Here is a 21,434-nt window from a genome sequence, read left to right as displayed (position 1 = left end):
ATTCCTCCCTTTTCCTCACGATTCTATTCCGTCTCAGGCGCCGCCGTATCCCCGGTCACAAGCCTTTCCCGCCGCTCGCGCCAGCGCTCGGAAGTCTGCGGCTTGATGAAGACCGCGCTTACCTCGGGAACTTCCGCCTTGAGCTTGTTCTCCAGCCGCTCGACGCAGGTTTCGATATCGGCCGCCGAGATGTGGTCGACAAAATCGAGGCTGAGGCCGGCGACGATCTGCTCGGGCCCCATGTGCACCGTCAGAACGCCGTTGGCCTTTTCGACCGCCGGGTCGGCCTGAGCAACCTCCAGGATCTTGGCCTGCATATCGGGCAAGGCGGGCTCTCCCATCAGCAGCCCCTTGCTCTCCCGGGCGAGGAACACCGCCGTCGCCGCGAGAATCAGGCTGATACCGATGGATGCGGCGCCGTCCATCCAGGGCTGCTCGAAATACTGCGCCGCGGAAATGCCGATGAGCGCGATGACCAGCCCGAGCAGGGCTGCGCTATCCTCGAACAGCACGGTGTAGACGCTGGGATCCTTGCTGCGCCGCACGGCCTGGATGTAGCCGAGGCTGCCTTTGCTGCGCCGGAACTCCTTGAGCGCGACCAGCCAGGAGCCACCTTCAAAGACCATGCACAGGCCAAGCACCACGTAATTGACGAGCGGGTTTTCGATCGGCTCGGGATCGAGCATGTGGATCACGCCCTCATAGAAGGCGACGCCGGCACCGAGCGCAAAGACCAGAAGTGCGACGATGAAACTCCAGAAATAGAGCTCGCGGCCATGGCCGAATGGATGCAAGCGGTCGGGCGGCTGGGCGGCGCGCCGAAGCCCATAGAGCAGCAAAAGCCCGTTGCCGGTGTCGACCAGCGAGTGCACGCCTTCCGACAGCATCGCCGAACTGCCGGTGAACGCGGCGGCGACAAACTTGGTGGCGGCGATCAGCAGGTTGCCGGCGATTGCCGCAAAGATCACAAATCTGGAGCCGGAGTGTGCCACCGTCAGTTCCTCGCGAGAGGCAACTGTAGCGGGCGCCGGGCTGGGCTCAAGCCAATTCGTGGCTGCGAAACAAGCGGCTGGTGGCTCAACACCCCTCTTGCAAGCGAGACAACTTCGCGTTTCACTTCGTGTCTCAGCAGCGGGAGAAACGAATCATGGCCAAGGGTGCGATGAAAGCCGGGAAAGAAGCCCGGAAACCCAAAAAAGACGCCAAGAAGCCTGCGCCAGCGCCGGCATTCAAGGCGCCTCCGGTGCAAGCCACCAAGATCAAGGACAAGTAGGCTCTGGTCTCGGCTTGATATCAATCACCAGACGCCCGGTCTCGGCCGGGCGTCTGGTTGATTCTTCTTCCAAAAACCCCATCTATCCTGGCGCAGGAACGATCTTGCGCCTCCCCCAAAAACCGGTCGGGACGACCCGCCATCCAATGGAGCGTTCCATGGCTTGGACTTATCTGTTTCTTGCTGGACTGTTTGAGATCGGCTGGGCCATCGGGCTGAAATACACGGACGGCTTTTCGAAGCCGATGCCGACTGTCCTCACCATCGCCTCGATGATCGTCAGCCTCGGCCTGCTCGGCCTGGCGCTGAAGACGCTGCCCGTCGGCACGGCTTATGCCATCTGGACCGGCATCGGCACGGTCGGCACGGCGATGCTTGGCATCTGGCTTCTGGGAGAGCCGGCAACGGCGCTCCGCCTTGCCTGCATCGGCCTGATCGTGTCCGGCATCGTCGGCCTCAAGCTCGTCGCCTGATCGCGCAGTCGCGAAATGGCCTGGCCTGCCCAACCGGGCGGGCCACAGCAATCTGCATGCCGGCTGACCTGCGGACACGCCAAAGCGGCCCGCGCCCCGGGCTTGGCAAAACCCCGGTCGCGAACCACCAGCAATGAGAATTCGCGCAATCGGACCTGGCTAGCAGGCCGATGCGTCTTTCAGGCGAATGTGTCCTGCAATCAGCCGAAATTGGCCGAAGGCGGCATCCGCTTGCCGCGCGCCTTGCGCGCTGCGTAACGCGCGTCACGCTTGGCCTTGCGCTCAGCCTCGTCGGAGAGCACGCGGCTGATACGGTCGGCCTCTTCAGCCTCGCGTGCCTTGGCTTCCGCCTGCGCGGCCTCTTCGGCGGCCAGGCGTTCAGCTTCGGCCTTGGCTTCGCGTTCGGCCTTTTCGATGGCTTCACGAGCCAAGCGTTCCTGCCGCAGCTTTTCCTTTTCGGCTTCGCGGATGGCGCGTGCCTCTAGGATCGCCTTGCGTTCAGCCTGGCGTGCCACAACCGCTGGATCGTCAGCTGCCGGGCGTGCCTTGTACTTTTCGAGGAGAGCTTTCTTTGCGTCATTGGCGGCGTTACGCCGTTCGAAGACGTCTTTTTCCCTGTAGATTGCCAATTTGATTTCCCTGGAGTCACTTCGCGCCGCTTACATACGCGCGCAAAGGCAGAGTTCAAGCGCCAAAAAGGCATGTCTCCCATGAATTCGCGTGTTGTTGCGGATAGGAAACGCTCTTTGGCGCCAATCTCGATATGGATTGTTCACTAGTCCGCATCTGGCGGCTTCGTGGAGCGATGGCTACCTGTAGCACGAATGACAGCGACAGGACCAGCGATATGGAACTTGGCCTTTACACTTTTGCCGACGTCAGCCCGGAAGCAGGCCCGGGAGCCATTGGACCGCATCAGCGGTTGCGCAATCTCATCGAAGAAATCGAACTGGCCGACCAGGTCGGGCTCGATGTGTTCGGTCTTGGCGAGCACCACCGCCCGGATTACGCAGCCTCTGCGCCGGTCGTCGCGCTTGCTGCCGCAGCCGAGCGCACCAAGCGCATCCGGCTGACCAGCGCCGTCACCGTGCTTTCCTCCGACGATCCCGTGCGCGTGTTCCAGCAATTCGCCACCCTCGACCAGCTTTCCGGCGGCCGCGCGGAGATCATGGCCGGTCGCGGCTCGTTCATCGAATCGTTCCCGCTGTTCGGCTACAACCTCGAGGACTACGACGAGTTGTTCGCCGAAAAGCTCGACCTGCTGCTGGCGCTGCGCGACAGCGAGTGCGTCACGTGGTCGGGCACGCATCGCGCGTCGATCGACGATCGCGGCGTCTATCCCCGCCCCTATCAGGACAAGCTGCCGATCTGGATCGCCATCGGCGGCACGCCGCAATCGGCAGCGCGCGCCGGCGTGCTCGGCCTGCCGCTGGCGCTTGCCATCATCGGCGGCGAGCCGGCACGATTCGCACCGCTTTTCGACCTCTATCGCGAGGCGGCACGGCGCGGCGGGCAGGACCCGGCCAAGCTTGCCACCAGCATCAACGTCCATGGCTTCGTCGGCGAAACCACCGAGCAGGCGGCCGACGACTTCTACCAACCGCAGGCCGAGGTGATGAACCGCATCGGCCGCGAGCGCGGCTGGGGACCGACTTCAAGGGCGCATTTCGACCAATCGCGTTCGCCGCAAGGCGCGCTGTTCGTCGGCAACCCGGAGGTGGTGGCCGAAAAGATCGTGGCACAGCACAAGCTGTTCAAGAACGACCGCTTCCTGCTGCAGATGGCGATCGGCATCATGCCGCACGACAAGATCATGAAAGCGATCGAGCTCTACGGCACCAAGGTGGCGCCGCTGGTGCGCAAGGAACTTGGCGCCTCGCCCGCCGGTCCGGCAGCCTGAATCCGGCTGGACCAAAACTTACCCTGAGCGGGAAGGTTTGTTTGCGAGGATAGTGGTTCCTATATCCGGCGGGTCCCCACCCGCCGGAGCTGCATCATGACCACCCTTTCTGTCCTCGACCTTTCGCCGGTCACCGAAGGCAGCACTGCCGCGCAATCGCTCCGGAATACGCTCGACCTCGCCCGCCACGCCGAGACACTCGGCTTCCACCGCTACTGGCTGGCCGAGCACCACAACATGGCCGGCATCGCGAGTGCTGCGACCTCGGTCGTCATCGCCCATGTCGCGGCCGGCACCAGCACCATCCGAGTCGGCGCCGGCGGCATCATGCTGCCCAACCACGCGCCGCTGGTGATCGCCGAGCAGTTCGGCACGCTGGCCGCCCTTCACCCCGGCCGAATCGACCTCGGCATCGGCCGGGCGCCCGGCACCGACATGCTGACCGCACGCGCCCTGCGCCGTAATCTCGAAGCCGGCGTCGACAATTTCCCGCAGGATGTCGTCGAGCTGATGGGCTACTTCGAGCCGGCGACGCCGGAGCAGCGCATCCGCGCCGTACCCGGCGAGGGCGAGCAGGTCGAGGTCTGGGTGCTCGGCTCCAGCCTTTATGGCGCGCAACTCGCCGCCATGCTTGGCCTGCCCTACGCATTCGCCTCCCATTTCGCGCCCGCCGAGCTCGACCATGCGATCGAGATCTACCGCTCGCGCTTCCAGCCCTCGGAGCGGCTGGCCAAGCCCTATGTCATGGCCGGCATCAATGTCGTGGCCGCGGAGACCGACGCGGAGGCGAAGCTCCTGTTCACCTCGGTGCAGCAGGCCTTCGTCAATCTGCGCAGCGGCCGCCCAGGCAGGCTTCCGGCCCCGGTCGAAGGCTACGAGCGCGACCTTGACCCGGTCGCCCGCCAGATGCTGTCGCAGACGCTCGCCTGCGCGGTGGTCGGTTCGCCCGAAACCGTCCGCCGCGGCGTGGAGGCGTTCATTGCGCGAACCGGTGCTGACGAATTGATGGTGACCGCGCAGGTGTTTGACCATGTCGCGCGCAAGCGGTCGTACGAGATATTGGCGGAAGTCGGCGCCGCACTGGCAAAGGCGGCGTAGTCTGGTGTCTTACCTTCTCCCCTTGTGGGAGAAGGTGAATCGGCGCGAAGCGCCGAGACGGATGAGGGGTGTTGGAAGATATACGAGGCATCAGGAGCGGGCGCAGGACCGAATTTCGAAAACCGAGCTCCGGCCAGCACTCCTCATCGCTTCGGGGCACCTTCTCCCACAAGGGGAGAAGGAAGAGTGCGCTATCGCATAGCCTCGACGATGCCCTTGTCCGGAAAACACGTCGCTGCGCGGCCATTCTTGGCCTGCCAGTCGCCGATCGAGCGACGGGTCTTGAACCCCGGCAACCCATCGGCGCCGCCGACGTCGTAGCCGAGCTTTTCTAGCCCACGCTGCATGGCGGCGATGTCGGAGCGGTAGAGCCCGTCGACCTTGCCCCAGCTGCCGGCGAAGCGCCTGTCGCCTGACGCGATCCGGTCGGCGCCATGGCCGATGAACAGCGCATAGACGTCGCTCTCGTTGTATTCCTTGAGCACGTAGAAATTGGGCGTGACGATGAAGGCAGGCCCGTTGCGTCCCGCCGGCATCATCAGGAAACCTTCGGCCCTCGCTTCGTTTTGCGGGAATGGCTTGCCGCCGATACGGCCGATGCCCATCGCCGCCCAGTCGGCGATTTTTTTGCCCTGGTCAGGACCCTCCAGAGCGCAGGTTACGGTATCCGGCACCGACACCTCGAAACCCCAGTCGCGCCCCTTCACCCAGCCGTAATGGACAAGATAGTTGGCGATCGAGGCCAGCGTGTCGGGCGTCGAGTTCCAGATGTCGGCGCGGCCGTCGCCGTCGAAATCGACGGCATGCTCGAGGAACGACGTCGGCAGGAACTGCGGCTGGCCAAGCGCGCCGGCCCAGGACGAGCGCATGGCCTTGCGGCTGACCAGCCCGCGCTCGACCATCTCGAGACCGGCGAGCAACTCCTTGCGGAACATGTCCTTACGGGTGGCGAGAAATGCCTTGGTGCCCAGCACCTCGAAGGCATCGTAAGGCATCTTGGCGGCGCCAAAGCCAGACTCGCGGCCCCATATGGCGAGCACCACGCCGCGGGGCACGCCGAAGCGCTTTTCGATCGCGGCAAGCGTTTTGGCATTGGAGCCGGCACGCGTGCGCCCGCCTGCACTGACCGCACCCAGGGTCTTCTCGGCGAAGTAGTTGCCTGGCGAACCGAACTCGGCCTGGTGCTGCTTCTTCGGCGTCTTCGGCTTTTCGCCGGGCAAGACGAGGTCGGGCAACTTGAGATTGGGCGAGACGCCGGCGAAAGCCGCGTCGAATGTCGCCCTGGAGATGCCCTTGGCCTTGGCTTCCGGCCAGAGGTCCTTCGCCAGCCAGGCCTGGAACTGGCTGTCGACGGGGGCAGCGGAGGCTGGGGCGGCGCAGGCCAAGAGTCCTATCACCAGCGAAGCCAGGAACTGGCGCAAGGATTGCGCTCCACGTTGCCCCCCTCTGTCCTGCCGGACATCTCCCCCACAAGGGGGGAGATTGGCGGCTGCGTCCTCACCGCTCGTCGTGCAACGACGGTGGAGATTGGCCAAAGGTGCGATGAGGGCTGATCTCCCCCCTTGTGGGGGAGATGTCCGGCAGGACAGAGGGGGGCAACTTAGGGCGCCGATCATCCAACCTCCCTGCAAGCCAATTGCGTCAAAACACGGTCCGCGACTTGAGGGCCGCGGAAAGCGTGCCCTCGTCGAGATAATCGAGTTCGCCACCGACCGGCACGCCATGTGCCAGCCGCGTGATCTTCACGTCGAAGCCGGAGAGCTGGTCGGTGAGATAGTGCGCCGTGGTCTGGCCCTCGACGGTGGCGTTGACCGCCAGGATGACCTCGCTGACGCCGCCCTCGGCGATGCGGGTCACCAGTTGTTTGATGGTCAGCTGGTCCGGCCCCACGCCATCCAGCGGCGACAGCGTGCCACCAAGCACATGGAAACGCGCATTCATGGCGCCAGCCCGCTCCAGCGCCCAGAGATCCGACACGTCCTCGACGACGATGATGGTGGTCGGGTCGCGACGCGGATCGGTGCAGATCATGCAGGGATCGGAGGTATCGACATTGCCGCAGGTCGAGCAGACACGCACCTTGTCGACCGCTTCGCCCATGGCGGCAGCCAGAGGTGCCAGCAGCTGCTCTTTCTTCTTGATCAAATGGAGGGCTGCGCGGCGGGCCGAACGGGGCCCAAGCCCCGGCACCTTGGCCAGCAGCTGAATCAGGCGTTCGATCTCGGGACCGGCGATTCGCTTCGACATGGAAGCGGTATAAAACGAGGAGCGAATGGTGAGTAGCGAATAGTGACGAAGCGCCAACCGGCAGCCCTTGTCTTCTTGCCCTATTCGCTACTCCCTATTCCCTCACTCATTGCATCGGCCTGTCCTGGCTGGCAATCAGCGCGCCGATCGCGTCGGCATCCTCGGATGTCGCCTGGAACGACATGGCACTGGCCAGTGCCGCATCGGAACCGGCGGAAGCGACGGTCGTCGGCTTCTCCTCGACAACGCCCGGCAGCGCCTGCGGTTCGGCTGAAGCGACCATGGTTTCGGCCTCGATCGCTGCAGGCAGCGGCTTCCTGCGGCTGCGCTTCTCGTAAAAGGCATTGCCGCCGGCGACTGTCGTGTAGTGCATGTTCTTGTAGGGAAACTTCAGCCCGGCCGTGTGGAAGAACATCACTTCGGGCTTCACCTTAGGGTGACGTTCGCCCTTGAGCACCGCGTCGGCAGCCGCCTGCACGTCGGGCAAGGCCTTCGAATTCATCGGCCGCGACAGCACGCCGGGCGCGAACTGGCCTTTCTGGCCAACCACACCGCAGACCGTTTCGCCATATTCGCCCGACTTGAGGCGGTTCATGACGACGCTGCCAACGGCAACGAGGCCGTCGCGGCTGGAGCGGTTGGATTCGAAGAACATCGCCCGCGCCAGGCACTCCTTGTCCTTCGCCGTATAGGCGTAGGAACCGGAACGAACCGAGCTCGTGGTGACCCCGTCAGCGAGTTTGCTGGTGGTGCATCCGGACACGATGAACAGCGAGACAAGGATGCCGACAAGGATCGGCATCTTCCATTTCTTGGCGATCAAAAAGCGCCCCTCTTGCAGTCCCGCCACGTCCCCAGATTGCAGCAACAATGAGCCCATTTCGGGCAAAATGATGGCCGAAGGCCGAAATGTGGCAATCGGCAGGGTCGCCTCTGCAACGCCCGGTCGCTATGGTCGCTGCCAAGACGCGGCGCAACGGCCGAGAAGCAAGAGGAAGACGATCGTGAAAGCTGTCCTGTTCGAGCAATTCGGCCAGCCGCCAAAGATGCAGAACGTGGCCGATCCGACGCCCTCGCCGGCAGGCGTGGTGATCAAGGTCGAGGCGACCGGCCTGTGCCGCAGCGACTGGCACGGCTGGATGGGACACGACGCCGACATCGTGCTGCCGCACGTGCCGGGTCATGAGCTTGCCGGCACGGTGTCTGCCCTGGGCAAGCTGGTCACGCGATGGAAGGTCGGCGACCGCGTGACCGTGCCCTTCGTCGGCGGTTGCGGCCGTTGCTTCGAATGCACGTCGGGCAACCACCAGGTCTGTGAACATCAATTCCAGCCCGGCTTCACCGCCTGGGGCTCGTTTGCCGAATATGTCGCCGTCGATTTCGCCGACACCAACCTGGTGCGGCTGCCGGAAAAGCTGGACTTCGCCACGGCGGCCAGCCTCGGCTGCCGCTTTGTCACCTCGTTCCGGGCGGTCGTCGATCAGGGCCGGGTCAAGCCGGGCGAATGGGTCGCCGTGCACGGCTGCGGTGGCGTCGGGCTATCGGCGATCATGATCGCGGCGGCTGCCGGGGCCAACGTGATCGCCATCGACCTCGCCGACGACAAGCTGGAGTTCGCCAGGAAGGTCGGCGCCGTGGCGACGATCAATGCCTCAGGCGACAAGGACGTCGTGGGTGCTGTCAGGGAGATCACCAAGGGCGGCGCGCATCTTTCGCTCGACGCGCTCGGCCATCCCACCACCTGCTTCAACTCGATCGCCAATTTGCGTGGCCGCGGCCGGCACGTGCAGGTCGGGCTGATGCTCGGCGATCACCATCACCCCAGGATTCCGATGGACAAGGTGATTGCCCACGAACTCGAAATCCTCGGCAGTCACGGCATGCAGGCGTTCCGCTACCAGGCGATGATGGAGATGATCGACGCCGGCACGCTCAAGCCGCAGATGCTGGTCGGCAAGCATCTCAGCCTCAACGAAGCGCCCGCCGCACTGATGGCGATGGACCGGTTCGAGGGGCTTGGGATCAGCGTGGTGACGAGGTTCTAGGGGCAAACAGCGAATAGCGAATAGCGAATAGCGAATAGCGAATAGCGAATAGCGAATAGATTGATGAGCAACGGCGCCTGATGATCAAGCGCCACCCCACTATTCACTATTCACTATTCACTACTCACTACTCACTATTCGCTATAGCTCTTTCTCAGAACGGCAGCTTCATGCCGGGCGGGATCGGCAGGCCTGCCGTCAGCGCCTTGGTCTTTTCCTGCATCGTCGCCTCGACCTTGGCCTTGGCGTCGTTGTGGGCGGCGACGATCAGGTCCTCGAGGATCTCGCCCTCGCCTTCCTTCAGCAACGACGGGTCGATCTTCAGCGACTTCATCTCCGACTTGCCGGAAAGGGTGACGGTGACGAGCCCGCCGCCGGACTGGCCGGTGGCTTCGATCAGGGCGACCTCTTCCTGCATGGCCTGGAGTTTGGCCTGCATTTCCTTCGCTTTGCCCATCAGGCCGAGCAGATCCTTCATGGTCGTATTCCTTTCGTCTCAGAACGGGTCGTCATCGTCGTTGTCCACGCCGGGATCGGGCGGCAACTCGGTGTCGGTATCCAGATCGGGCGCGTCCGGCTGCGTCGGCAGGCGCACATCGATGATCTTGGCGCCGGGAAAGCGCGACAGGATCGCGGCCACGGTGGGATCGGCCTTCGCATCGGTAAGGGCGACCTCGCGCTTGTTGGCCTCGATCTCGGCGAGCGTGGCACCGCCTTCGTCCTTCGAAAGCGACACCAGCCAGTGGCGCCCGGTCCAGGCCTTCAGCTTGGTGGTCAGGTCGTTGAGAAAAGTCCGTGGCGCGTCCGCGGTCAGGCTGACCTCGATATGGCCCGGCTCGATGCGGACCGGCCGAACCACGCGGCGGATCAGCACCTTGAAGGCCATCTCGCGATTGGTTTCGGCAAGCGCCGCCAGATCAGCGATCGACTTGACCGGCACCGCGTCGGCCACCGGCTCGGGTGCCGGCGTCGGCGCGACAAACGCAGCAGGCGCAGGCGCCGTCTCGATCAGGCGCATGGCCTGGCCACCGCCATTGCTGACCGGCATGCGGGCCTGAGAAACAGCCGAAGCGCCAGGTCCACCATTGCCGCCGCCCGCAGGCATGCCGCCATTGCGTGGGCCGGATGCGGGTTGTGACGGCGCATCGCCCAGTGACTTCAACGCCTCGTCGAGCGTCGGCAGGTCGGCGGCGTGCGCCAGCCGGATCAGCACCATCTCTGCGGCACTGACAGGCCGGTTGGACGACTGCACTTCGGGGATACCCTTGAGCAGCATCTGCCAGGCGCGGGACAGGACCCTGACCGACAAGCTCTGGGCGAACTCCCCGCCCCTCTTGCGCTCGTCTTCCGACAGCGAGGCGTCGTCGGCCGCCGAAGGCACGAAGCGCAGGCGGGTGACGAGATGGGTGAATTCGGCAAGATCGTTGAGCACGGCGACCGGGTCGGCGCCGGTGTCATACTGGGCGCGCAGTTCGCCAAGGGCGGCTGCAATGTCGCCCTTCATGACGTTTTCGAACAGGTCGACGACACGGGCACGGTCGGCAAGGCCGAGCATGGCGCGCACCGCATCCGTCGTCACCTTGCCGCCGCCATGGGCGATGGCCTGGTCGAGGATCGACAGCGAATCGCGCGCCGAGCCTTCGGCTGCACGGGCAACCATGGCAAGCGCGTCGTCCTCGACCGCAATGCCTTCCTGCTGCGCGATGCTCCTTAGATGGCCGACCAGCTTGCCGGCATCGATGCGGCGCAGGTCGAAGCGCTGGCAGCGCGACAGCACCGTGATCGGAACTTTTCGGATTTCGGTGGTGGCGAAGATGAACTTCACATGCGGAGGCGGCTCTTCCAGCGTCTTCAGCAGGCCGTTGAAGGCCTGCGTCGAAAGCATGTGCACCTCGTCGATGATGTAGACCTTGTAGCGCGCCGAAACGGGCGCATAGCGTACGCGCTCGATGATGTCCCTGATGTCGTCGATGCCAGTGTGGGAGGCCGCGTCCATTTCGATGACATCGACATGGCGGCCTTCCATGATCGACTGGCAATGCTCGCCGAGCACCGACAAGTCGACCGACGGCCGGTCGATGTCCGGGGTCTTGTAGTTGAGGGCACGGGCCAGAATGCGGGCGGTGGTGGTCTTGCCGACGCCGCGGACGCCGGTCAGCATCCAGGCCTGGGCGATGCGCCCGCTGGAAAAAGCGTTGGTCAGCGTCTGGACCATCGGCTCCTGGCCGACGAGGGCTGAGAAATCCGCAGGGCGGTACTTGCGCGCGAGAACGCGGTAAGCCTTGCTCTTATCGGTTTGTCCGGCTTCGCTCATCCGCCCCGTTCGCTCGCCCGTTCGTAGTGGCGCCCCTGCCTCGACCCCACAGGGCCGATTCCGCGAAACGAGTTTCGCCCGCACGGCGCAACGCCGTCAATGACGCGGAGAAGGGCGAAGAGGCGGGAGGCTGGAACAATGACCCGTTCCGGGCTCGTTAGGGCTGCTTCCTTCCGGACCTGACCCGGTTGGCGAGTGGATCGTCCACCACCAACCTCCCAATCCCCATATCGGCAATTGCCGCAGCAATTGCAAGAGCCAAGCAGGCTGCGCCTGCAAACATGCGCCTCTATCGTCCCTCCGGTAGCCCATCAGATTGATCGAAGCACGGCAGCCGAGAGCAATGATTCGCTTGCAGCGGCAGCAGGCAGGCTCTAGCCTCCGCATGAACAGGGAAAACGCCAATGATGTCGGGGCTCAAGGCCGGGTTTGCGCTGGATTCGCGTCTCGACACCGACAGCGAGCCCTTGATGTGGCTTGGCTTGTGCGAATTGCGCGTCATGAACGACCAGCGCTGGCCCTGGCTGATCCTGGTGCCGCAACGCTCCGGCATCGAGGAAATCCACGACCTGACCCCGCTCGACCAAGCCATGCTGACCTTCGAAAGCAACATGGTGGCCCATGCGCTGAAGCGCGTAACCGGCTGCGCCAAGATCAACAGCGGTGCACTCGGCAATGTCGTGCGGCAGCTGCATTTCCATGTCGTCGCCCGCTCCGAGGGCGACCCCGGCTGGCCCGGCCCGGTCTGGGGCCATGGCGTGCGCGAGCCTTATCGCCGCGACGACCTCCACCGGTTTGCCGAGAACATCAAGGCCGCCCTATAAGGGCATCCCCCGACCCAGCGCCTGAGTCCACGCAATGCATTTCAGCCTGTCCAACGCGCCCGAGCGCGAAGCCAGCCAGTTCCTCGGTTTTGCCGGCAACGTCATCGACCGCCAGTCGGAAAAGCGCAGCGACGATTCCGCCCGGCTGGCGTTGGCCGAGCCCGGCGCGCGGTTGCTGCTGATCGGCGCGGGACGGTTGGTGCTCGATTTCAGCACCGGCGCGGCCAGCCCATATTTCACGGTCACCGCAGCCCAGACCATCGGCATCCAACCCGACGCCGCGATCCTGCTCGGCCGGGTCGACGATGTCGCCATGCTCGCGGTGCCTGTCGCCGTCGAGCCGGAAACCCTGCCCGAGCACCTCAAGGCGGTCGATTTCCGCTCGATCCTGACGCAAGGCCTGATCGACGGCGCCGGCCTCGGTGCCATGGCGCAAGGTGCCGCCCTGCTCGCCTGGCATGCAACCCACCGTTTCTGCGGCCGCTGCGGCGGGCCGACCGAGATGCGCGCCGGCGGCTACAAGCGGCGGTGCACTTCCTGCGACGCCGAGCACTTCCCGCGCACCGACCCGGTGGCCATCATGCTGACCGTGTCGGGCGACCGGTGCCTGATGGGGCGGGGCCGGCATTTCGCGCCCGGGGTCTACTCGGCGCTCGCCGGCTTCATCGAGCCGGGCGAAACGATCGAGGCGGCGGTGCGGCGCGAAACGCTGGAGGAATCCGGCATCAGGCTCGGCCGCGTCGTCTACCACTCGAGCCAGCCCTGGCCGTTCCCCTACTCGCTGATGATCGGCTGCTATGGCGAAGCGCTGAACGAGGACATCGTGCCTGATACCGCCGAGCTCGAGGATTGCCGCTGGTTTTCCCGTGCCGAGGTGCTGCAGATGCTCGACGGCACGCACCCCGGAGAACTCCGGGTGCCGCCGCCCCACGCCATCGCCCACCAGCTGATCCACGCTTGGGCGAAAACGCTCAACAAAATGCCTGACTAAAGTCCGATAATTCTTGCCTGCCCGCACATGCCTGACTATAGTCAGGCAATGGACAAGGCTCTGCAAGTCACCCGGATTTGCAGCTTCAACCGCACGGTGACCCGCCGTATTGGCGTGCTGGAAGACAGCTATCTCAGCCGTGGGCGCCCGCTCGGCGAGGCACGGGTCATTTTCGAAATCGGGCTGGAAGGCGCGGGGCTCGGCGTGCTCCGCTCGCGGCTTGGGCTGGATTCGGGCTATCTCAGCCGGATGTTGCGTTCGCTCGAGGCACAGGGCCTCGTCGCCGTCGGCAAACACGCCGGCGACGCCCGCAGCCGCCGCGCGACGCTGACCCAAAAGGGCCGCGACGAGCACGCAGCCTATGACGCCTTGTCGGACGAATTGGCGAATTCCATTCTCGATCCGCTTTCGGTGTCGCGGCGAGATCGCCTCGTTGCCGCGATGGCAGAGGTCGAGCGCCTGCTTATGGCAGCGTCGATCACGATCGGCGAGGAGGCTCCCAATTCTGCGGAAGCGCGGCAATGCCTGGCGCAGTATTTCGACGAACTCGCAGAGCGTTTCGAAAAGGGGTTCGACCCGGCCAGGGGAAACACAACCACAGAGGAAGAGTTCATCCCTCCCCGTGGCAGTTTCGTGATCGCACGGCTTGACGGACGCCCCGTAGGCTGCGCGGCACTGCGCATGATCGATGCCACGACCGCGGAGATCAAGCGGATGTGGGTCGCGCCTTCCGCACGCGGGCTTGGCATTGCCAGCCGCCTGCTGCTCAAGCTGGAAGCGATCGCGGCAGGTCTTGGCGCGAAAACGGTGTGCCTCGACACCAACCGGGCGCTCAAGGAGGCGCAGACTCTCTACCGCCGTGAGGGCTACGAGGAAATTGCGCGCTTCAACGACAATCCCTATGCCGACCACTGGTTCGAGAAACGCCTGTAGAGCACTTCGCCGGCAGCATCTGGCGACACGCGCCTAAAACTCCGGCACGGCCTTCACCCAGCGAAACTGGTTGGCAAGCATGACCTGACCATCCCCACGAATATAGGGCCTGATTGCGTCGGCAAGCGCGTCGCGAACCTTATGGGCGCCTGAATGGCGCTCGGCTCGGGTGACCATCCCGGCCGAGGCAAAGGCACGCAATGCCGTGCCGGAATCGGGAAAGGCGATGGTCTCGTCAAGCACGCCAGAACCGATCGGTGTCAGCCCTGCCATGCGCAGAAGGCCCTCGATCACGCCAGGCTCGGCGAGTGGAAGGGGCGGCACAGGTGATGGCGGCAGCAATGGACCGAGCGCCCGTATCGCCGCCAATTGCAGCTGGCATCTATCCCGCTGCCCCCAGACCAGCATGAAAACGCTGCCACCGCTGTCACAGACGCGAGCGGCCTCGCCCAGCGCACGAATCATGTCGCCCGCGAATTGGAACGAATTGATGCCGGTCACGATATCGAAGGCACCGTCAGCGAAGGGCAGTTCCTCCATCTCGCCGGCTTCTATCTGGGCGTCCGGCAGGCGCTCCCGCGCAATGGCGACGAAGGCCTCCGAGGCGTCGATGCCTGAAACCTCCGCCCCACGATCGCGAGCGATCACGAGTGCCCCGCCGGTGCCGCAGCCGATGTCGAGCAGTCGCCTGCCCTGCCCGACGCCGGCCAGAGCCATGGCGGCCCCAAACACCGGCAGCCAGGCGGGTTCCTGGGCCTCCGCCCAGTCTCGCGCCTTGGCGCCCCACAATTCACCCTGGATTGCTGCCGTGCCCATGACGCCGTCCTAGCGTGGACGATGCTGCGCCAGGTGCGGCGAACTCACAATTCAATCTGCGGTGAGCAGGCTGCGGCTCAGTCGCCGTTGGCCTGCGTGCCGCGGAATTCGTTGGCTTCGTAGACGCCTAGGATGCGCACCTCGCGGGTGAAGAAACGCAGTTCTTCGAGCGCCAGCGCCACCAGTCGGTCGTCGGGGTGGCCTTCGATGTCGGAATAGAACTGGGTGGCGGTGAACTCGCCGCCGAGCTGGTAGCTTTCCAGCTTGGTCATGTTGACGCCATTGGTGGCGAAGCCGCCCATGGCCTTGTAGAGGGCGGCCGGCACGTTGCGGACGCGGAAGACGAAGGTCGTCATCATCTTCGTCTCGGGATTGGTGCGCTCGGCCCAGCTCTTGCCCTTGGACAGGACGACGAAACGGGTGATGTTGTTTTCCGTGTCCTCGACGTTCTCCTCGAGGATGTCGAGGCCGTAGAGCGACGAGGCCAGACGCGGCGCAAGTGCTGCCATCGTGCGGTCCTTGACCTCGGCGACGAGCTTGGCCGCACCGGCGGTATCGCCGGCAACGACCGGCTTCCAGTTGTTCTTGCGGATGTATTTGCGGCACTGTCCGAGCGCGTGGATGTGGCTGTGCACCGTCTTGATCTCGGAGCGCTTGACGCCCGGCAGCACCATCAGCTGGAAATGGATCGGCAGGAAATATTCGCCGACGATGTGCAGCTTGGATTCAGGCAAAAGGTGATGGATGTCGGCGACGCGGCCGGCGATCGTGTTTTCGATCGGGATCATGGCGAGATCGGCCTTGCCGGTTTCGACCGCGTTGAATGCGTCCTCGAAGGTCGGGCACGGCAACGGTTCCATGGTTGGATAGACGTTGCGGCAGGCGGTGTCGGAATTGGCGCCCGGCTCGCCCTGGAAGGCAATCTTGTTGGTCGTGGTCGGCATGGTTGGCCTGTCTTGTCTATCTGGAGAGGATTTCGCGGGCACGTTCGAGGTCTTCGGGCGTATCTACGCCGAGCGGTACCGACGAGACGATCTCGGCGTCGATGCGCATGCCGGCTTCGAGCGCGCGCAACTGCTCGAGGCGCTCGCGCTTTTCGAGCGGTGACGGCCCGAGCCGGACGAACCGTTCGAGTGCCGCACGGCGATACGCATAGAGCCCGATGTGGTGGTAGAGCGGCCCCTCGCCCCAGGGGGCAGTCGCGCGCGTAAAGTAGAGCGCCTTCAGACGCCGCACTGAAAGGGCGGAGCCGACGATCTTGACGACGTTGGGGTTGGTCTTTTCTTCCTCTCGGACGATCTCGACGCCGAGCGTGGCAATGTCGACGGCTGCTTCAGCCAATGGCCGGAAGGCAGCCCGGATCAGTTCCGGGTCGATGGTCGGCAAGTCGCCCTGGACGTTGACCACCGTGTCGACCTCGCCCTTGGGATCGAGCCTGGTCAGCGCCTCGAAGATACGGTCCGAACCCGACTCATGGTCGGCGCGTGTCATCACCGCCTCGAAGCCATGCGCCCTTACCGTTTCCGCAACGATGTCGGTGTCGGTGGCCACCACGACACGGCCCAGGCTGCTTTCCGAAGCGCGGGCGGCGACATGGACGATCATCGGGCGGCCGGCGATGTCGGCGAGCGGCTTGCCCGGAAGGCGCGTCGAGGCCATGCGGGCGGGGATCAGGACGAGAGTGGACATGGCTTGGCTGCGGCTGTCTCGAAATGGCGTGGAAAAGTGTCAAAAGGTCTCACTGGAAGCGCCCTTATAGGTGTTGCAACCGGCAAGCAAAAGACCTAGTTTCCGCGCGATTTCACCCGGCCGGCCGGGCGATAGACGATACCGACGAACGGCAACGGTCGCAGAGGATGGCGATCGGCCGGATAAGGGAGCCAGGGGCGTATGGACTCATTCGAAATCAACAAGGTGCTCGGCGGCCTGCTGGGCACTGCCTTTGTGGTGTTCTCCATCTCGCTGGTCTCGGACGCGATCTTCGCTGCGCCGGTTCCCGAGAAGCCGGGCTTTGCCATCGAGGCTGCCGAAGAAGGTGGCGCAGCAGCAGGTGGTGGCGAAGCCGCTCCGGCCGCAGTACCGGTCGCCCAGCTGCTGGCCAGCGCCAATGCCGAAGCGGGTGCTGCCGTGTTCAAGAAGTGCACAGCCTGCCACTCCATCGAAAAGGGTGGCCCCAACAAGGTCGGACCGGATCTCTGGGCCGTGGTCAACCGCCCGATCGCCTCGCATGAAGGCTTCTCCTATTCGGGCGCGATGAAGGAATTCTCGCAGGGCGGTTCGGTCGTCTGGGACTTCGAGCACCTGAACCACTTCCTGGCTTCGCCGAAGGGCTACATCAAGGGCACGGCAATGGGCTTTGCCGGCATCAAGAAGGATGACGAGCGCGCCAACCTGCTGGCCTATCTGAACTCGCAGTCGGACAGCCCGGCACCGCTGCCTGCGGCAGACGCGGCTCCTGCCGCAGAGCCGACAGCAGCGCCGGCTGGCGAGGCTCCGGCAGCTCCCGCTGGAGGCGCCGCACCGGCTGCTCCCGCAGAGGGCGCTGCCCCGGCAGCACCGGCAGAGGGTGCAGCTCCGGCTCCGGCCGCGCACTAACCGATTTGTAATCTTCGCATCTTGAAAAAGCCGGGTTTGACCCGGCTTTTTTGTTGCCCGCCGCAAACATGCGACGACAATCGTCCAACGTGCGGTTTCCATGCGTCGGGAAACAATTAGAGTGGCGCGAAGCACCGGGCGAAGGGGAATTTCATGAAGGCTTGCCTGACCAGGATATTTGCAACCGGCCTCGCCGCTGTTCTGGCGTCGGGCATGCTGCTGCCGGCGAGCGCCCAGGAGTGGCAAACCAGTTCCTCGCTGACTGGCCCTTCGAAATATGGACAGGACTTCAAGCGCTACGACTACGTCAATCCGGACGCGCCCAAGGGCGGCACGCTGAATTCGACCGTCGGCGGCACCTTCGACAGCTTCAACCCATATATCGTCAAAGGCGCATCGGCCGCTGGCTTCACTTATTTCGGTGGCGGTTTGCTCTATGAAACGCTGATGGAGCAATCGCTCGACGAACCCAGCGTTAGCCACCCCATGATCGCCGATGCCTACAAGTTTGCCGCCGATTACTCTTCCGCGACGTATCGGCTCGACCCGCGCGCCAAGTGGCACGACGGCAAGCCGATCACCACGGACGATGTCATCTGGTCGTTCAATGTGCTGAAAGCCAACAGCCCGCAATACGGCCAGTATTATGCCAATGTGAAGGAAGCCGTCGCGGTCTCGGATCGCGAGGTCGAGTTTCGTTTCGACCAGAAGGGCAACCGCGAGCTTCCCAAGATCATGGGCGACCTGGTGGTCCTGCCCAAGCACTGGTGGGAAGGCAACGACGCTTCGGGCAAGAAGCGCGACGTGACCCGGCCAACGCTCGAAATCCCGCTCGGCTCCGGCCCCTACAAGGTCGAAAGCTTCAAGCCGGGTACCGAGATCGTCTGGACCCGCGTATCCGACCATTGGGCGGCCACCGTCGGGGTCAATGTCGGGCGCAACAATTTCGACAAGCGCCGTTATAGCTACTTCCTCGACGAGAGCGCCGAATGGCAGGCCTTCACCAAGGGCGGGCTTCAGGACGTCAAGCGCGAAAACAGCTCGCGCCGCTGGTCAACGCAGTATGATTTCCCCGCCTTCAAGGCCGGCGACGTCATCAAGCAGGTGTTCAAGACGACGTCGGGCGAACCGTTCCAAGGCTACGCGCTCAACCTGCGTCGGCCGCAGTTCCAGGACCGTCGCGTCAGGCAGGCGCTGACGCTGGCATATAATTTCGAATACATGAACCGCACGCTGTTCTTCGGGCTCAACACCCGCACCAACAGCTACTTCCAGGGCCAGGATCTCGCCTCGAGCGGCCTGCCGACCGGCAAGGAGTTGGAGCTTCTGACGCCTTACAAGGACAAGCTACCACCCGAACTCTTCACCGAAGAGTTCAAGCTGCCGGTCTATGATACGCCCCAGTCGGAACGGCAACATCTGCGCCAGGCGATATCGCTGTTCGCCGAGGCCGGCTGGCGCGCCAGCGGCGGCAAGCTGATGAACGAAAAGACCGGCGAGCAGTTCAAGATCGAGTTCCTCGGCAAGGACGCCACCGACGAGGTCATCGCCAGCCCCTTCATCGACAGTCTGCGTCGGCTTGGCATCGACGCGACGCTGCGCATGGTCGACACCAGCCAGTACATCAACCGGATCAATGAATTCGACTTCGACGCGACAACGACGACGCTCAACCAGTCGTCCTCGCCGGGTAATGAGCAGCGCGATTTCTGGAGCTCGAAGGCCGCCGCCAAGCCGGGTTCGCGCAACATCATGGGCATCGGCGACCCGATCGTCGATGCGCTGGTCGAACGCGTCATCTTCGCCACCGATCGCGACGACCTCTTGGCCGCCACCCACGCGCTCGACCGCGTGCTGTTGTGGAACTACTACGTCGTGCCGCAATATCACCGGTCGGTGTTGTGGCTTGCCTACTGGAACAAGTTCGGCATCCCTGAAAAGCAGCCGAGCTTCATCGGCGCCGACATCGATTCCTGGTGGATCGACAAGGACAAGGAGGCGGCACTCGCCGCCAAGTACAAGGGAGCCAATTGAGACCGCGCCCGACCCGTCGCGATTTCCTGGCGTTTGGTACGGCCGCGGCCGTAACACCGCTGATGCCGGGACGCGTGTTCGCGGCGAGCCCCACCGGTGTGGGGCTGCACGGCCTGTCGGCCTTCGGCGATCTCAAATACGGCCCGGACTTCACGCATCTCGACTTCGTCAATGCCGACGCCCCCAAGGGCGGTACGTTCAACTTTTCGCCGTCCTACTGGGTCTTCAACCAGAATCCGCAGACCTTCAACACGCTGAATACCTTCGTCGCCAGGGGCGATTCCCCGCCACGCATGGAACTGTGCTACGATTCGCTGATGACGCGGGCGATCGACGAGCCCGACGCCATCTACGGCTTGCTGGCGCAGTCGGTGACCATTTCCGACGACCGCAACAGTTTCGATTTCGCGCTGAGGCCCGAAGCGCGCTTCAACGACGGCACGCCGTTCACGGCGCAAGACGCGGCCTACGCCTTCGATCTTTTCAAGAAGAATGGCCATCCGAACCTGCTTTTGCCGCTCAGCCATCTCAAGGAGGCGAAGGCGCTCGACGCGCACACGCTGCGGCTCAGCTTCGACGGCCAGCAGTCGGACCGTACCGTCCTCGACATCGCGACATACCCGATCCCGGCCAAGGCTTTCTTCGAGGCCAATCCGTTCGACGGCTCCCAGCTCAAGGCGCCGCTGGGCTCCGGCCCCTACAAGGTCGGCCGCGTCTCGCCTGGGCAGACCATCGAGTTCGAGCGGGTAGCCGACTATTGGGGACGCGACCTGCCGATCAATCGCGGCCTCTACAATTTCGACCGCATCCGCATCGAGTTCTACCAGGACCGGCAGGCCGCCTTCGAGGCCTTCAAGAAGGGCGCCATCCTCTATCGGCAGGAATACGTCTCCCGCGTCTGGGCAACCGGCTACGACTTTCCAGCACTGAAGGCCGGCAAGGTGGTCAAGCGCGAATTCCCTAGCGAAAAGCGCCCAGCGATGCAGGCACTGGCGCTCAACCAGCGGCGCGAGCGCTTTCGCGACCCGCGTGTGCGGCAGGCGATTGCGCTGTGCTTCGACTTCGAATGGACCAACCGCAACCTGTTCTACGGCGCCTATGAGCGTTCGCAGTCGACCTTCGAGAAATCGGCTTACCGTGCCGAGGGCTTGCCCACGCCCGAGGAACTGGCATTGCTCGAACCGTTCCGCGGCCGCATCCCCGACGAAGCCTTCGGCGAGGCAGTGCTGCAGCCGCCGTCGGACGGCTCGGGCCGAGACCGCAAGCTGCTCGGCAAGGCTTCGAAACTGCTCGCTGACGCCGGCTGGACCCGCAAGGACGGCAGTCTGCGCAACGCCAAAGGCGAGCAGCTGACGCTCGAAATCCTCGTCGACGACGACTCCCTGGTCCGCGTCTTTTCACCCTGGGTCGAGAACATGAAGGCGATCGGCATCGCGGCATCGCTGCGCATGGTCGATTCGACCCAGCACCAGGCGCGGCAGACAACATTCGACTATGACGCCATTTCGGCCGCGGCCTCTTTTTCGGCGACCCCCAGCCGCGACGAGATCGACGGGCTGTTCCATTCGCGCTCGGCCGCCCTGCAGGGCTCGACCAACCTGCCCGGCACCGCCGACCCCGCCATCGACGCCTTGATCGACGCCGTGGGTGCGGCCAAGGATCGCGAAGCGCTGACAGTCGCCATGCGGGCTCTGGACCGGGTCTTGCGCGCCCGGCAAGACTGGATTCCAAATTGGTTTTCGGCGAATCACCGCGCCGCATTCTGGGACATGTTCGGCTTCAAGGAGCCGAAACCGGATTTCGGCTTCCCCATCGAGGCGATGTGGTGGTTCGACAAGGACAAGGCTGCACGTATTGGCAAGACCTGAGATTTTTTCGCTTGAAGCTCCGT

At 64.1% G+C, this 21,434-nt stretch carries 21 protein-coding genes and 1 other RNA gene; 11 read left to right on the top strand and 11 right to left on the bottom strand.

Going from position 1 to position 21,434, the window contains the following annotated elements; genetic code table 11:
- Positions 1 to 23 precede the first annotated feature (23 nt).
- Positions 24 to 992 carry a cation diffusion facilitator family transporter gene (locus tag WHT83_RS08330; RefSeq protein WP_406873522.1) on the bottom strand — a complete coding sequence of 323 codons (969 nt, stop codon included), beginning with the start codon at positions 990 to 992 and terminating at the stop codon, positions 24 to 26.
- A gap of 155 nt (positions 993 to 1,147) precedes the next feature.
- Between WHT83_RS08330 and WHT83_RS08325 the strand changes: the two genes are divergently transcribed.
- Entirely contained in the window at positions 1,148 to 1,273 is a 126-nt protein-coding gene (locus WHT83_RS08325) for a hypothetical protein (RefSeq protein ID WP_108609499.1), read from the top strand.
- A gap of 158 nt (positions 1,274 to 1,431) precedes the next feature.
- Positions 1,432 to 1,746, top strand: a complete 315-nt coding sequence (gene sugE, locus WHT83_RS08320) for a quaternary ammonium compound efflux SMR transporter SugE (protein WP_108610073.1) — start codon at positions 1,432 to 1,434, stop codon at positions 1,744 to 1,746.
- Between the two features lie 200 nt (positions 1,747 to 1,946).
- On the opposite strand, the gene WHT83_RS08315 is transcribed toward sugE, so the two are convergent.
- The gene (locus WHT83_RS08315) at positions 1,947 to 2,375 is read right to left on the bottom strand and encodes a DUF6481 family protein (protein ID WP_108609500.1); all 429 of its coding nucleotides are present in this window, start codon (positions 2,373 to 2,375) and stop codon (positions 1,947 to 1,949) included.
- A 218-nt stretch (positions 2,376 to 2,593) separates the two neighbouring features.
- On the opposite strand from WHT83_RS08315, the gene WHT83_RS08310 reads away from it, so the two are divergent.
- Together WHT83_RS08310 and WHT83_RS08305 are read left to right on the top strand one after the other, a co-directional pair.
- Complete coding sequence (locus WHT83_RS08310) at positions 2,594 to 3,646, top strand: LLM class flavin-dependent oxidoreductase (protein WP_406873521.1); 1,053 nt, start codon at positions 2,594 to 2,596, stop codon at positions 3,644 to 3,646.
- 96 nt (positions 3,647 to 3,742) lie between these two features.
- Positions 3,743 to 4,744 (top strand): LLM class flavin-dependent oxidoreductase, encoded by a 1,002-nt coding sequence (locus WHT83_RS08305; RefSeq protein WP_183264133.1) that lies wholly within the window; start codon positions 3,743 to 3,745, stop codon positions 4,742 to 4,744.
- 191 nt (positions 4,745 to 4,935) lie between these two features.
- Here the strand turns inward: WHT83_RS08305 and WHT83_RS08300 are convergent, their stop codons facing one another.
- The 3 genes from WHT83_RS08300 to WHT83_RS08290 form a co-directional block, all read right to left on the bottom strand.
- Positions 4,936 to 6,165 (bottom strand): lytic murein transglycosylase, encoded by a 1,230-nt coding sequence (locus tag WHT83_RS08300; protein ID WP_406873520.1) that lies wholly within the window; start codon positions 6,163 to 6,165, stop codon positions 4,936 to 4,938.
- Positions 6,166 to 6,385: 220 nt separating this feature from the next.
- On the bottom strand, positions 6,386 to 6,991 hold the full coding sequence (recR, locus tag WHT83_RS08295; RefSeq protein WP_108609504.1) for a recombination mediator RecR: 606 nt from the start codon (positions 6,989 to 6,991) through the stop codon (positions 6,386 to 6,388).
- 106 nt (positions 6,992 to 7,097) lie between these two features.
- The gene (locus WHT83_RS08290; RefSeq protein ID WP_406873519.1) at positions 7,098 to 7,841 is read right to left on the bottom strand and encodes a cell wall hydrolase; all 744 of its coding nucleotides are present in this window, start codon (positions 7,839 to 7,841) and stop codon (positions 7,098 to 7,100) included.
- Between the two features lie 154 nt (positions 7,842 to 7,995).
- On the opposite strand from WHT83_RS08290, the gene WHT83_RS08285 reads away from it, so the two are divergent.
- A complete protein-coding gene (locus WHT83_RS08285; protein ID WP_406873518.1) occupies positions 7,996 to 9,036 on the top strand; it encodes a zinc-dependent alcohol dehydrogenase family protein in 1,041 nt (346 codons plus the stop codon).
- A gap of 154 nt (positions 9,037 to 9,190) precedes the next feature.
- Here the strand turns inward: WHT83_RS08285 and WHT83_RS08280 are convergent, their stop codons facing one another.
- The 3 genes from WHT83_RS08280 to ffs form a co-directional block, all read right to left on the bottom strand.
- Positions 9,191 to 9,514 carry a YbaB/EbfC family nucleoid-associated protein gene (locus WHT83_RS08280; protein WP_108609506.1) on the bottom strand — a complete coding sequence of 108 codons (324 nt, stop codon included), beginning with the start codon at positions 9,512 to 9,514 and terminating at the stop codon, positions 9,191 to 9,193.
- A gap of 18 nt (positions 9,515 to 9,532) precedes the next feature.
- Complete coding sequence (locus tag WHT83_RS08275; protein ID WP_406873517.1) at positions 9,533 to 11,350, bottom strand: DNA polymerase III subunit gamma/tau; 1,818 nt, start codon at positions 11,348 to 11,350, stop codon at positions 9,533 to 9,535.
- Between the two features lie 122 nt (positions 11,351 to 11,472).
- Positions 11,473 to 11,569, bottom strand: an RNA gene (gene ffs / locus WHT83_RS08270) — signal recognition particle sRNA small type.
- A gap of 185 nt (positions 11,570 to 11,754) precedes the next feature.
- On the opposite strand from ffs, the gene WHT83_RS08265 reads away from it, so the two are divergent.
- Genes WHT83_RS08265 through WHT83_RS08255 form a run of 3 tightly spaced genes read left to right on the top strand, consistent with a single transcriptional unit; the run spans position 11,755 to position 14,098 of the window.
- The gene (locus WHT83_RS08265) at positions 11,755 to 12,174 is read left to right on the top strand and encodes an HIT domain-containing protein (protein ID WP_108609508.1); all 420 of its coding nucleotides are present in this window, start codon (positions 11,755 to 11,757) and stop codon (positions 12,172 to 12,174) included.
- 34 nt (positions 12,175 to 12,208) lie between these two features.
- A complete protein-coding gene (gene nudC / locus WHT83_RS08260) occupies positions 12,209 to 13,165 on the top strand; it encodes an NAD(+) diphosphatase (protein ID WP_108609509.1) in 957 nt (318 codons plus the stop codon).
- A 27-nt stretch (positions 13,166 to 13,192) separates the two neighbouring features.
- The gene (locus WHT83_RS08255; protein ID WP_406873516.1) at positions 13,193 to 14,098 is read left to right on the top strand and encodes a GNAT family N-acetyltransferase; all 906 of its coding nucleotides are present in this window, start codon (positions 13,193 to 13,195) and stop codon (positions 14,096 to 14,098) included.
- A 33-nt stretch (positions 14,099 to 14,131) separates the two neighbouring features.
- On the opposite strand, the gene WHT83_RS08250 is transcribed toward WHT83_RS08255, so the two are convergent.
- From WHT83_RS08250 to WHT83_RS08240, 3 genes are all read right to left on the bottom strand, one after another.
- Positions 14,132 to 14,914, bottom strand: coding sequence for a class I SAM-dependent methyltransferase (locus WHT83_RS08250; protein ID WP_108609511.1), 783 nt, complete (start codon positions 14,912 to 14,914; stop codon positions 14,132 to 14,134).
- Between the two features lie 77 nt (positions 14,915 to 14,991).
- Positions 14,992 to 15,858 (bottom strand): prephenate dehydratase, encoded by an 867-nt coding sequence (locus WHT83_RS08245; protein ID WP_406873515.1) that lies wholly within the window; start codon positions 15,856 to 15,858, stop codon positions 14,992 to 14,994.
- A 16-nt stretch (positions 15,859 to 15,874) separates the two neighbouring features.
- Positions 15,875 to 16,603, bottom strand: a complete 729-nt coding sequence (locus WHT83_RS08240; RefSeq protein ID WP_406873514.1) for a 3-deoxy-manno-octulosonate cytidylyltransferase — start codon at positions 16,601 to 16,603, stop codon at positions 15,875 to 15,877.
- 201 nt (positions 16,604 to 16,804) lie between these two features.
- Between WHT83_RS08240 and WHT83_RS08235 the strand changes: the two genes are divergently transcribed.
- The 3 genes from WHT83_RS08235 (at position 16,805) to WHT83_RS08225 (ending at position 21,411) form a co-directional block, all read left to right on the top strand.
- The gene (locus tag WHT83_RS08235; protein WP_108609514.1) at positions 16,805 to 17,509 is read left to right on the top strand and encodes a cytochrome c family protein; all 705 of its coding nucleotides are present in this window, start codon (positions 16,805 to 16,807) and stop codon (positions 17,507 to 17,509) included.
- Between the two features lie 153 nt (positions 17,510 to 17,662).
- Positions 17,663 to 19,543 (top strand): extracellular solute-binding protein, encoded by a 1,881-nt coding sequence (locus WHT83_RS08230; RefSeq protein ID WP_406873513.1) that lies wholly within the window; start codon positions 17,663 to 17,665, stop codon positions 19,541 to 19,543.
- Complete coding sequence (locus WHT83_RS08225) at positions 19,540 to 21,411, top strand: extracellular solute-binding protein (RefSeq protein ID WP_406873512.1); 1,872 nt, start codon at positions 19,540 to 19,542, stop codon at positions 21,409 to 21,411. The genes WHT83_RS08230 and WHT83_RS08225 overlap by 4 nt, the downstream gene beginning before the upstream one ends.
- The last annotated feature ends 23 nt before the right edge of the window (positions 21,412 to 21,434 follow it).

Origin of the sequence: Aminobacter sp. P9b (assembly GCF_045345995.1) — a bacterium.
Taxonomy (GTDB): domain Bacteria; phylum Pseudomonadota; class Alphaproteobacteria; order Rhizobiales; family Rhizobiaceae; genus Aminobacter; species Aminobacter niigataensis.
Note: the sequence above shows the minus strand (reverse complement) of the source record. Positions and strands in the feature narration are given on the sequence as shown.